The sequence below is a fragment of the Mesorhizobium sp. M4A.F.Ca.ET.050.02.1.1 genome (assembly GCF_003997725.1).
Taxonomy (GTDB): Bacteria; Pseudomonadota; Alphaproteobacteria; order Rhizobiales; family Rhizobiaceae; genus Mesorhizobium.
The window spans coordinates 1-11,673 of sequence record NZ_RZSG01000113.1 but is presented as its reverse complement, the minus strand read 5'-3'; the positions used below and the strand labels follow the sequence as shown (position 1 = coordinate 11,673).

At 62.7% G+C, this 11,673-nt stretch carries 11 protein-coding genes; 10 read left to right on the top strand and 1 reads right to left on the bottom strand.

The genetic code is table 11. The features are described from left to right. The 9 genes from EOA33_RS10925 to EOA33_RS10885 all read left to right on the top strand — a co-directional run. Positions 1–276, top strand: a 276-nt coding sequence (locus EOA33_RS10925) for a glycosyltransferase (protein WP_145989108.1), incomplete at its 5' end; no start/stop codon positions are given. Between the two features lie 80 nt (positions 277–356). Further along, positions 357–740, top strand: coding sequence for a cytochrome c family protein (locus EOA33_RS10920; RefSeq protein ID WP_126058634.1), 384 nt, complete (start codon positions 357–359; stop codon positions 738–740). 300 nt (positions 741–1,040) lie between these two features. Beyond that, positions 1,041–2,129, top strand: a complete 1,089-nt coding sequence (locus EOA33_RS10915) for a hypothetical protein (protein WP_126058633.1) — start codon at positions 1,041–1,043, stop codon at positions 2,127–2,129. Positions 2,130–2,162: 33 nt separating this feature from the next. Then, positions 2,163–3,308, top strand: a complete 1,146-nt coding sequence (locus EOA33_RS10910; RefSeq protein ID WP_126058632.1) for a hypothetical protein — start codon at positions 2,163–2,165, stop codon at positions 3,306–3,308. Between the two features lie 24 nt (positions 3,309–3,332). Further along, complete coding sequence (locus EOA33_RS10905; protein ID WP_127405622.1) at positions 3,333–5,243, top strand: ATP-binding protein; 1,911 nt, start codon at positions 3,333–3,335, stop codon at positions 5,241–5,243. Positions 5,244–5,302: 59 nt separating this feature from the next. Then, the gene (locus EOA33_RS10900) at positions 5,303–5,662 is read left to right on the top strand and encodes a DUF559 domain-containing protein (protein WP_189347315.1); all 360 of its coding nucleotides are present in this window, start codon (positions 5,303–5,305) and stop codon (positions 5,660–5,662) included. A gap of 118 nt (positions 5,663–5,780) precedes the next feature. After that, positions 5,781–7,088: a DUF6638 family protein gene (locus EOA33_RS10895; RefSeq protein ID WP_126058630.1), complete on the top strand. Its 1,308-nt coding sequence runs from the start codon at positions 5,781–5,783 to the stop codon at positions 7,086–7,088. A 15-nt stretch (positions 7,089–7,103) separates the two neighbouring features. Then, the gene (locus EOA33_RS10890) at positions 7,104–8,228 is read left to right on the top strand and encodes a DUF2333 family protein (protein WP_126058629.1); all 1,125 of its coding nucleotides are present in this window, start codon (positions 7,104–7,106) and stop codon (positions 8,226–8,228) included. Positions 8,229–8,545: 317 nt separating this feature from the next. Further along, on the top strand, positions 8,546–10,225 hold the full coding sequence (locus EOA33_RS10885) for a formate--tetrahydrofolate ligase (RefSeq protein ID WP_126058628.1): 1,680 nt from the start codon (positions 8,546–8,548) through the stop codon (positions 10,223–10,225). A gap of 72 nt (positions 10,226–10,297) precedes the next feature. On the opposite strand, the gene EOA33_RS10880 is transcribed toward EOA33_RS10885, so the two are convergent. Continuing rightward, positions 10,298–10,945, bottom strand: coding sequence for a cysteine hydrolase family protein (locus tag EOA33_RS10880; RefSeq protein ID WP_126058627.1), 648 nt, complete (start codon positions 10,943–10,945; stop codon positions 10,298–10,300). A 125-nt stretch (positions 10,946–11,070) separates the two neighbouring features. Here EOA33_RS10880 and EOA33_RS10875 point away from each other — a divergent pair. Beyond that, positions 11,071–11,673: DJ-1/PfpI family protein (locus EOA33_RS10875; RefSeq protein WP_190234248.1), on the top strand; the 603-nt coding region annotated here is incomplete at its 3' end.

Sequence of the window (11,673 nt, the reverse complement as noted above, 5' to 3'; positions counted from 1 at the left end):
ACCAAGGCGCTGGAAGCGATGGCGGCGGGGCTGGTCGTCTGCGCCACGGAAAAGGCCGTCGAGGGGCTCGGCCTGCAGGCCGGCCGGCATTTTCTTGCCGCCCGCGACGCCGGCGAACTGGGCGCAAAAATCCTGTCTCTCGCCGCGCAGCCTGAGGCAGCCGCCGAAATGGCCGCCGCTGGCCGGGCCTTCGTGAGCGAAAAACATTCTTCGGCCGCGATCGGTCGCGAAATCCTGCAAGCTGTCGCGGATCTGATGGCGCGCCGGCCGGATTGAACGCTTCCGCAATCCCGCCATCATATGCGGCGCTTGTTAAGGCATGGGCCCTATTCACGTGCCCCAGCCAGGAGTCCGCCATGTTTCGAGCCATTTCGTCCGCCGTCGTCCTTGTCGTCGCCGACATCGCAGCAGCCCATGCCGCAGGAGACGCCGCGCTTGGCAAGAAGGTCTTCAACCGCTGCATGGCCTGCCATGACGCGACGACCGACCACGACAAGGTCGGCCCGCATCTTCTGGGCGTCGTCGGCCGCACCGCGGGCACGGCCGCGAATTTCAACTATTCGCAGGCCATGAAGGATGCCGGCGCCGGCGGCCTGGTCTGGGACGAGGCCAATCTCGCGCTCTACCTGCGCGCGCCCAAGCTGAAGGTGCCCGGCAACAAGATGGGCTTCAACGGACTGACCAACGACGCCGACATCGCCAACGTCATTGCCTATCTGAGGGCCGACCCCAAGCCCTGATCCCCACGGCTGCCCAGCAGTCGCCGGTTCCTCAGCAATTGTTTGCCGAATATCCAGACGATGGTTCCGGTGGCAAGCGAATGCTTCGCCGGCGGTCCGGTGGCGCGAGAGTCGAGCTGCAAGAGAAATGCGCCGGCGCGGCGGGCTGCTAGTCTCGCCATGAGCACGGTTCGTTTGTCTTTCAAGGGAGAAACGAAACCTTTTGTTTTCGCGACGCCTCTGGTCTTGCGTCTTTCAATCCCAGAATGCTCCACATATATTCGCGCCGACACGAAACCGATGCCGATGCGGGAGGCCCCTATGGCGACATTGCAGAATTTCGATGCCGAGATTGCCAAGACCAAGCAGGTCGTGCAGGACATGCGCACGAAGATCGAGCAGTCCGGAACGGTGCTCGACACGCTCGCTCAGGCCGACAAGAAGATCGGCGACGCCAATTTCGACATCGAAAACGCCCGCATCGAGGATGTGCTCAAGCAACAAAAGATCATGGAAGGCAACATCGCCGACCTGATCATCGGCCTTGAAGACGCCACCAATGTCTTCGGCGCCGAATTCGAGAGCATGAAGAGCTACACCGGCTGGGAAAATTTCGTCGGTGTCTTCTCCGAGCAGCGCAAGCAGCGCATGCGCACCGATCGTGTGCGCAACATGTCGCTGGCCGGCAACCTGCAGGAACTGCTGGCCAAATCCGACACCATTGTCGGCATCCTAAAGGCGCAGAAGCAGATCCTCGACCAGCGCTACAAGACCTCCGAGACCAGCCTGTCGCAAGTGATCGAGCGCCGCAAGACGACGATGTCCAACCTTGAAGCGGTGCAGAAGCGCATCGAGGAGCTCAACCCGATGCTGCTCGACATCGAGAACAAGATCGCCGCCTCGACCAGTCAGAAGGAGCGCACCGAGCTCGAAGGCGAGCGCTCGAAGATGGCGACCGAATACAATGAGAAGCAGGCCAAGGAGCAGGAATTGCTAGCCGAAAGCCAGACGCTGGAGCGCTACACCTCGATGTTCCAGACCTTTGTGGACTCTCTCAACAACCAGATCGCGGCGCAATCGACGCTGATCAACAAGCTGACCATCGACACCGAGCAGCGCATCGTCCTCTACAAGGCGCTGGAAGACTCACTGAAAACCGCCGCCCAGCAGGACGTCGCCCACAAGATCAACACGCTCGGCAGCCAGGTCGACAACACGGCGGAGGAGACCATGGCCGGCATCGGCGCCGCCTCGCAGAAGCACATTGGCGATCTGCTGGAAATGCACGAGAAGAACATGGTGGCCTCGGCCGATATCCAGCGCCGCAAGAAGCTCGCCGACGATGCCTTCGCCCGCCGCTTCGACGAAGTGATGAAGAAGCACAATTCCGCCAACTACGTACAGCAGTAGTTGGCGGCAGGCGTTCGTCTCCAAGGCAGTCCGATGACCCCCGAAAATGAAGCCGCGGCGCGCTACTTTTCCGCCATCACGGCGGCGCTGAGCGGGCTGGAAGTGTTCATGCGCGACGATCGCTCGCCGCTCTACCGGCATGGCATCGTCGCCAGGATTGTCGCCGAATACATTGCGCGGCTGGACAAGTCGTTTTCCTGCTGGCGCAACCGCCTCGGCTTCATGGAGACGTTCCGGATCTCGCGCGCCGACAGCGGCTATCCGGTATTCCAGAACCTGCTCGAACTCGAGAACGACCGCCGTCAGGCGGAGAGCCGGCTGGCCAATATCCCGCAGGCCGGAGAGCTTCGCGAGGAAATGGCCGACTTCATCCTGCGCCACAAGGAATTTCCCGAGGCGCTGCAGAAGTCGATGGCCGAGCGGCTCTATCTGGAGGACGTCAGGAGCGAGCAGACCTTCGGCCCGTTCACGCTGGCGCAGACGGCGAAGGTCTCGGTCAACCCCAAGACCTTTCGACCCTATTACCTGGTGCATTGGGCCTGCTTCGACGGCAGCGCCAACCTGCCGTTGATCTATATGGTGACGGTGGAGGATTCCTCGGAGAGCATGGTGCGCCAGCTCGTCGATGCCAACGGCAAGTTGAACGAGCGGGTCGACATCCCGCTGCCGGTCGACGGGCTGCTCAATCCCGAGCTTGCCCACCGCTTCGACGATTTCACCGAGAAGAATTCGGCCTATACGCTGTCGCCGGCGACGATCGCGGTCAATCTCGACAAGGATTTCGAGCCGCTGCGTCCGAAGCAGCTCCGCCGCGTCGTGCTCGGCCCCTTCTATTCGGCGGGCATCACCGACAACAATTCGACGGTGACCGAGGTGCTGGCCAAAGTGCGCAGGCCGGAAAACGCCTGGCTGCTCACCTGGACCATCCAGGAGATCTTTTCCAAATCGGAGAAGCCCGGCCGCAAGGGCCTGTTTTCGAGCGAGAAGACGACGCAGGAATTCTTCATCAACACCGACGATCTGGAGGCCGCGCGCCAGGGCGTGTCGAGCTACGAGAACCATGCGCTGATCCCGCACGAGGCCTATCAGGCGCTCTATGCCGCCGGCGAGGCGCAGAAGATCTTTTCCGGCTACAAGGTCCACATCCTGTCCAACGGACAGGTCATCTCAGACGTCTGACCGTCACACCACGGAGCATCCTTCATGGACACCGGCCTGACCACGATCTCGGAAGCTGCGATCGAAAAGCACCGCGCCACCGCGCAAAGCTTCATTACCCGCATCGTCGTGCTGGAGGATCCGTCCCGCGAATCCGGCACCGCGCTCGCCGGCACCAACCGCCGCTTCGTCTCGACGGTGTCGGTCGGTTCGGTGCGCCGCACGCGCGAGGTCGAGCTGTCGAAGACGGTCGCCGCCGTCCACCCCGACGACCAGTTGCTCACCATTCCCCAGCACACGCTGCTGTTTCGCGCCCGGCGCGGCCTGGCGATCGCGCTCGCCATCTCGGACGTCTTCGCTGAAGGCTCCGACCTCGAGAGCCTGCAGGCCAAGAACGCCCGCGCGCCGCTCGAGGGCGACGAAGCCGCGACCTTCAAGAAGCTTCTGTCGGCCTCGGCCTACATTTCCGCCTTCAGCCTCGCCTCGTACCTCTTCCAACTGATCGACAGCGACGGAGAGGCGCCCAACGACATCGCCGAGCCCGACTTCCTGTTCGACACGCAGCAGGACGCGGTGAAGTCGATCATTGCCGGCCTCGACAAGGCAATTGCCGGCTCCAAGGACGATGCCGATCTGATGACGCGGGCGCGCGCCTTCGCCCGCGTCGCCATCGACGGGCTCCTGGCGAGAAAAGGCCGCTTCGACGGCATCGGCCCGTTCGAGAACGCCCATATCCGCATCGACGTCGACGATTTCACCCTCGACGGTTTCGACGTCGCGCCCGGCAAGCGCTCGAAGACGCTGGTGATGACCTTCAAGAAACCGGAGGAGGTCGTCGGCAACCACATTGCCAAATTCCAGTCGGTCAGGCTCGCCAAAATGCTGATGGCCTACGATTTCGAGCGTGAGCTGAACCCGTTCGTCGAGCTCGGTGGCTTCCTGTTCACCTTCATTGGCGACGGCGCGCCGGGCACAGGCAAGACGACGCTGATCCAGATGATCGCCGGCCTCGTCCACGACTACTGCCAGGTTGCCGGCTATCCCTTCGCCTACGAGAATTTCGGCGTCGACCAGATCTCGTCCTATCAGGGCAAGTCCGGCCAGAACTGCCGCCAGTTCATCAACAACGTGCTCAATCCGCGCGTCATCGGCTTCGGCACCATCGACGATATCGACCAGGTGGCGGCGCGGCGTTCCGACGATCGCGCCTCCGCCGGCCAGCAGGAGATCACCGGCGTCCTGATGGACGCCTTTGCCGGTGCCGGCACGGTGGTGCGCGGCAACTGCGCCTTCGGCATGTTCTCCAACTATCCAGAGAATGTCGACGACGCGCTGCGCCAGCGCGCCGGCGCCCGCTGGCTGGTCGATGGGCCGCAGACCCGCGACGACTATATCGACATCTTCGTGCTGCTCGCCGGAAAGAACCACAAGATCCCGCTCGGCGACCACAAGCTCTATGCCGCGCAGGAGATCCAGCGCGCCGTGACCGAGGCCTATGAGGAGCATGAGAAGCCGCAGGAAGATGGGCTGATCAAGGTCTATGAGCGCTACATGAAGGAGAATGGCGCGCCGAAATCGATGGCCGACATCGGCACGTACCTGCACATGATCAAGGATGCCGAGCCGCGCTTCACCGGCCGCGCCATCAAGAACGTCACCGACGCCATCAAGATGCGCGCCATGGACATCGAGCTGCCCGACGAATGGTTCGAGAAGCCGGAAGCCTTCATGCACAAGAGCTACGACGACAAGAAGGCAATGATCGAGGAACTGCGCGGACCGTTCTCGATGGACATGGTCATGCAGGAGATCAACCGCTACGCCGACTCGGAATTCCGCTATTCCGACAAGTCCGACGACGCCGCCGTGACTAAGATGATCCGCGACACCAGGCTGCGCGACCGCGCCGTGCGCGAAATCGAGGAGATGAAGAAGAAGGGGCTATGGAATGCTTAATCTTCCTTCTCCCCGTTCACGGGGAGAAGGTGCCCGAAGGGCGGATGAGGGGCAGCGCCATGCGTGGAAGAAATGAGCCCAAGGTCACGAGGGCCCGTGAGCTACGGAAGGTTGAAAACGATGCTGAGGAAATGCTGTGGCATGAACTGCGTGGACGGCGATTGAACGGCCACAAGTTTGTTCGCCAACTACCGATTGGGCCCTATTTCGCAGACTTCGCCTGTCGTGAAGCTAATCTGGTCGTGGAAGTCGACGGCAGCCAGCATGCGGGTCGGTCTCGGGATCGATACAGAGATGAGACGATGAATGGAAATGGTTGGTCGGTATTGAGAGTTTGGCACGCGGATGTTTTGACCAGCCGCGCGAGCGTGCTTGATACGATCATCGCAGCCCTTGATGGCCGGCTAGATCGCAAATGATTGGTATCGATGTGAGATTTCTGCCGGTCGCCACGTCGGAGCAAAGATGATGAGCGTTTGCGCCGCCCCTCATCCGCCCTTCGGGCACCTTCTCCCCGTGAACGGGGAGAAGGCATAAATGACCCACCCCGCCAAGAAACCCGACCTTCTGCGCGACAATGAACTGATCTACGGCAGGCTGCTGACCGTCGACGAACCGCACCTCATCCAGCGCTACAACAAGGCCCTCGTCGCCTTCGGCCTCAATCCCACCAGGCTGAACAGCTTCCAGATCGACCGCACCGGCTTCTCGCCGGAGATCGCCGACGAATGCGGCGACTACGACTACCTCGACCCCAACGAGGTCAATCGCCGCTTCATCATCCTGACGCCGTCGCAGATCGACCTGCCGGTGGTCCACACCGCCTTTTCCAATACCTCGCAGCTGATGTTCGAGTTCATGTCCAAGAACCGGCGCGCCATCGACGCACTGACCATCAAGGATGTGATCTACGGCGAGATCGAGGACTCGGTCCCCAAGGTCAACGACATCGAGGACCTGCTGTCGATCAACCAGGTCGAGTTCAAGGTGCTGTCGGCCGAGGACGTGCTCGGCAAGGCGGCCGAGCTCGGCAAGCTGGTCGACCGGCTGAAGCAGGAGCCCGACGCCTGGCGCGACAACGCCATGCTTGAGCGTATGGTCGAGCTCGCCAAGGTCTGCGGCGACATCCGCGAGAACGCGCTGGTGCCGGACCAGGTGATCTTCCGCCATAACGCCTACTGGACCAGCCATTTCGGCGGCCTCTACGTCTTCGTCGATCCCGACATGACGACGGTGATCAGCGACCCGGCCGCGCCCGGTTTCCGCCGCTCGCGGCCGTGGCAGGTGAGCTATCTTTCGATCAGGGACGCCGACAAGGTGTTCAAGTTCCTCGCCGCCACCGGCCGCATCGAATTGCCGCGCGCCTCCTGGATCGAGTCATCCGGCTATCTCGAGCATCGCGCCGAAATGGTGGTGCGCGCGCTGATCCGCGACGCCGAGCCGAACCGCAATCTGACGGACGTCGACAAGGTCTGGCTGCAGACCTGGATCCACGGCCATACCGACCTGATCACCAAGGACGGCAATTTCCCCTTCCTCAACGCCGCCAAGCGCGAGATCGCCCAATATGGCCATCTCAAGATCGAGGACGTGTTCCCGCAGCAGCGCTTCCTGGTGATCCGCGCCAGGCCCGATCATCCAGACGCCTGGCTGACCAATCAGCTGATCTCCGACTTCGTGCCGCAGGACTTCGTCTCGCGCTACGTCTTCAACAAGCCCGGCTTCTACAGGGACTATGACGGCTTCAGCGACGCCTGGCGATCGCATGTTGTGGACGTTCTGAAAACCACATATTTGAAAGACAAGGCGGCGTTTCGCACACGCCTCTACGGCTTGACTGATTGAGGGGTGACGAGAGCCATGCTTGACCCGATTGTGAGTTTCTTCACCCAGATCTTCCAGTGGATCGGCCGCGGCATTGGTCTTCTCGTCGGCGTGATCCTGTGGCCTTTCATGTGGGCCGGCCGCTGGTATGGGCAGCGCGGCTGGATCCTGAAGGCGGTGGTTGGCCTCGCCTTGCTGGTGCTCATCGGCCTCTACGCCAATTTCTTCTACGCCACCCAGTGGTGGACCAAATTCAACCCGAACTATCCCGATACCTATACGTTCGAGAAGCGCAACGTGTCGGCCGGCGAGCAAGTCTCAGCCGGCGCGGGCACCGATACGGCCAAGACCTGCGGTAACTCGGCGATCGCCCAGGTGGCGGCCGATCTGACCGACTTCAACGTCAACCAGAATGCCTGGATCTCATCGATGATCCTCTACAAGCTCGGCCTGTTCGGCATCGACTGGGACCACACGCCATGGATGGACAACAAGGCCTCCTTCCAGCGCGGCATCAACCAGGCGGTGCGGCGCACCGCGACCGAGCTTGCCGACAATCTGGGCCGCGTGCGCACGACCTCGCAGATCGACGCCGATCTCCAGGATGCGCGCGGAAATCTGCAGTTCGACGAGGAGACCTGGTACTTCGGCCTCAATCCATTCGGTCCGAAGACGCCGACCCCGAGCTACTATCGCGATGCCGTGCGCAAGCTGCGCTCCTTCAACGCAAGGCTGGCCAGCTGCCAGGCGACGTTCGACGCCCGCGCCGACAATCTCAAGCAATATATCGACCGCATTTCGTCCGACATCGGCTCGACCTCGGCAATCCTCAAGGAGCGCGCTGAGAACCACAATGATGGCTGGTTCGATTTCCGCGCCGACGACCGCTTCTGGTTCGCCTACGGCCAGCTCTATGGCTACTACGGCCTGATGAAGGCCGCCCAGGCCGACTTCGAGGATGTCATCAAGGAAAAGCACCTGCAGAACCTGTGGGACACGATGGATTCGCAATTCGTCTCGGCTCTGCGCATCCAGCCCCTCATCATCGCCAACGGCCGCGAGGACGGCTGGCTGCTGCCGACGCACCTGACCACGATGGGTTTCTACGTGCTGAGGGTGCGCTCCAACATGGTTGAGATCAGCAACGTGCTGACGCAGTAGCCGCACCCCTCTCGCCAAGGGGCTGGCGGATTTGCGCCGTCGCCCCTGTCGCATTCGGTGCATTGCGCGGCTGTTTTGGGACGGCGGCGGGGCATCCGCTCTGGCTTCTATACGGCGCAACGACCGGGCTCCATACAGCCGACCGCAAACGGCCCGGCAGCAGGAACACTCTTTCTTCGCAGGAAACATAGTTGCATGAAAGTTGACGCCGCGACAGCGACAGGGTTAGAACATGCCCTCACGCCCGCACGGCGTCTCGAACATGCACAGATGATCAAACCCGTCCCCTCCACCGACCAATCCAGAGGAAAGCCGTCATGGCCGAAGTGAAGTCCGACATCGAGATCGCGCGCGCCGCCAGGAAGAAACAGATTCAGGAGATCGGCGCCAAGATCGGCATTCCGACCGAGCATCTCCTGCCCTACGGCCATGACAAGGCCAAGGTCTCGGCCGAGTTCATCAAGTCGGTGAAGGGCAACAAGGACGGCAAGCTGATCCTCGTCACCGCCATCAACCCGACCCCTGCCGGCGAAGGCAAGACCACGACCACCGTCGGTCTCGGCGACGGCTTGAACCGCATCGGCAAGAAGGCGGTCGTTTGCATCCGCGAAGCCTCGCTCGGCCCGAATTTCGGCGTCAAGGGCGGCGCCGCCGGCGGCGGCTACGCGCAGGTCGTGCCGATGGAGGACATGAACCTCCACTTCACCGGCGACTTTCACGCCATCACCACGGCGCACAATCTGCTGTCGGCGCTGATCGACAACCACATCTACTGGGGCAACGAACTCGGCATCGACACCCGCCGCGTCGCCTGGCGCCGCGTCATGGACATGAACGACCGGGCGCTGCGCGAGATGATCTGTTCGCTCGGCGGCGTCGCCAACGGTTATCCGCGCGAAGGCGGCTTCGACATCACCGTCGCCTCGGAAGTGATGGCGATCCTGTGCCTTGCCACCGACCTCAAGGACCTCGAGAAGCGCCTCGGCGACATTATCGTCGCCTACCGCCGCGACAAGTCGCCGGTCTATGCCCGCGACCTCAAGGCCGACGGCGCCATGGCGGTGCTGTTGAAGGACGCCATGCAGCCCAACCTGGTGCAGACGCTGGAGAACAACCCGGCCTTCGTCCATGGCGGTCCGTTCGCCAACATCGCCCATGGCTGCAACTCGGTCGTCGCCACAACGACGGCGCTGAAGCTCGCCGACTATGTCGTCACTGAAGCCGGCTTCGGCGCCGACCTCGGTGCCGAGAAATTCTTCGACATCAAGTGCCGCAAGGCCGGCCTCAAGCCGGCGGCCGCCGTTATCGTCGCCACCGTGCGCGCCATGAAGATGAATGGCGGCGTCAAGAAGGAAGACCTCGGCAAGGAGAACATCGAGGCGGTCAAGAAGGGCTGCCTCAACCTCGGCCGCCACATCGAGAACGTTAAGCAGTTCGGCGTGCCGGCGGTGGTGGCGATCAACCACTTCACCACCGACACCGAGACCGAAATCCAGGCGATGAAGGACTTCGTCAAGGCGCAGGGCGCCGAGGCGATCCTGTGCAAGCACTGGGCGCAAGGCTCGGCCGGCATCGAGGACCTCGCCAGGAAGGTCGTCGAGATCGCCGAGTCCGGCGCCTCGCAGTTCTCGCCGCTCTATCCCGACGAGATGCCGCTGTTCGAAAAGGTCAACACCATCGTCAAGCGCATCTACCGCGGCGACGAGGCGATCGCCGACAAGTCGATCCGCGACCAACTGCACGCCTGGGAGCAGGCCGGCTACGGCAACCTGCCGGTCTGCATGGCCAAGACCCAGTATTCGTTTTCGACCGACCCGAACCTGCGCGGTGCGCCGACCGGCCACACCGTGCCGGTGCGCGAGGTCCGGCTCTCGGCCGGCGCCGGCTTCGTCGTTATCATCTGCGGCGAGGTCATGACCATGCCCGGCCTGCCCAAGGCGCCGTCCTCCGAAAAGATTTTCCTCAACGAGGCCGGCCAGATCGAAGGCCTGTTCTAGGCTTCCTTTCGGCTGCGAAAACAAAGGGCGCCGCTTTCGCGGCGCCCTTTTCATTTGCGGATTTGAGCGCGGCTAAGCTGCATTGCGCGCCAGCGCGCGCTGGTTGGAAGCAAAGATCGTGTCGCGTTCCGGCAAAGCGCCGGTCTTCAGGCAGTCGACCCACTCGGCGATCTTGAGCACCGCCGCGAAGCGCGACTGCAGGATGATGGTGACCACGCGGTGGATGTCCTCGGCAGAAGCATAGCCGGCGCTGTTGGCGTAAGGCACCGAGCCGCTGGCGTCGGACAGGAACTCCACAGCAAAGCCCATATGCACGGCATGGATGATGGTCGACAGGTCGCAATTGTGCGTCATGTAGCCGACGACCGCGATCGTATCGATGGCATTGGCGCGCAGCCACGCCTCGAGATCGGTGCCGGTGAAGGCTGAGGGCAGCGTCTTCTCGACATAATGGTCGCGGCTTCGCCTGGCGATCTCGGGATGCAGCTCGCCGCCATGGCTTCCCTTGGCGAAGATCGGCGAGGTCTCCGGCGCCATCTGCTTGATGACCACTACCTTGACGCCGGCTTCCGCCGCCGCGTCCATGGCGTGCGCCACATTGACGACGCTGTCGCGGAACGGCGGATGCTGGATGGCGAGATTGCCGCCATCATAGTCGTTCTGGACGTCGACGACGACGAGGGCGCGGCGCGGCTGGGTGCTAATGGCTGGTGCGGACATGGCGATCTCCTTTCGACCGGGTTGATAGGCAGAAGCTAGGCCCGGCGCCAACGCGGCAAAAGTGTCCCGATTGACTTCATTCGAAAGAATTGGGACAATCTTGTCTGTTTTCTCCCGGAGCTCCCATGGCCGACCCGATCGTCGCCGTCATCGCCTTCGACGGCATCAGCCCCTTCCACCTCTCCGTGCCTTGCCTCGTGTTCGGCACGGACCGCACCAGGCTCGGCCTGCCGCGCTTCGATTTCCGCGTCTGCGCCATGGAGGAGGGACCGATCCACACCGACGCCGGGCTGACCATCGCCGTCCCGCATGGGCTTGCGGCACTCGACGATGCCGACATCGTCATCATTCCAAGCTGGAAGGATCTCGAAGACCCGCTTCCGGCGGTGCTGGTCGAGGCGCTCGGCCGCGCCCACCGGCGCGGCGCGCTGATCGTGGGACTGTGCCTCGGCACCTTCGCCATCGCCGCCGCGGGACTGCTCGGCGGACGCAAGGCAGCGACGCATTGGGCCTATACGGACAGGCTGCAGACGCTCCATCCCGACATCGCCGTCGATGCCGACGTGCTCTATGTCGACGACGGCGACATCGTAACCTCGGCCGGTGTCGCCGCCGGCCTCGACTGCTGCCTGCATATCGTGCGCGCCCGCTACGGCGCGGAAGTGGCGTTGCGGCTTGCCCGCCACGTCGTGCTGTCGCCGCACCGGCAAGGCGGCCAGGCGCAATTC

Excerpts from the sequence above, each read along its gene's own strand:
- EOA33_RS10885 (WP_126058628.1), top strand. The coding sequence starts at position 8,546 with ATGGCCGAAGTGAAGTCCGACATCGAGATCGCGCGCGCCGCCAGGAAG.
- EOA33_RS10910 (WP_126058632.1), top strand. The coding sequence starts at position 2,163 with ATGACCCCCGAAAATGAAGCCGCGGCGCGCTACTTTTCCGCCATCACG.
- EOA33_RS10900 (WP_189347315.1), top strand. The coding sequence starts at position 5,303 with ATGCGTGGAAGAAATGAGCCCAAGGTCACGAGGGCCCGTGAGCTACGG.
- EOA33_RS10895 (WP_126058630.1), top strand. The coding sequence starts at position 5,781 with ATGACCCACCCCGCCAAGAAACCCGACCTTCTGCGCGACAATGAACTG.
- EOA33_RS10890 (WP_126058629.1), top strand. The coding sequence starts at position 7,104 with ATGCTTGACCCGATTGTGAGTTTCTTCACCCAGATCTTCCAGTGGATC.
- EOA33_RS10880 (WP_126058627.1), bottom strand. The coding sequence starts at position 10,945 with ATGTCCGCACCAGCCATTAGCACCCAGCCGCGCCGCGCCCTCGTCGTC.
- EOA33_RS10905 (WP_127405622.1), top strand. The coding sequence starts at position 3,333 with ATGGACACCGGCCTGACCACGATCTCGGAAGCTGCGATCGAAAAGCAC.
- EOA33_RS10915 (WP_126058633.1), top strand. The coding sequence starts at position 1,041 with ATGGCGACATTGCAGAATTTCGATGCCGAGATTGCCAAGACCAAGCAG.
- EOA33_RS10920 (WP_126058634.1), top strand. The coding sequence starts at position 357 with ATGTTTCGAGCCATTTCGTCCGCCGTCGTCCTTGTCGTCGCCGACATC.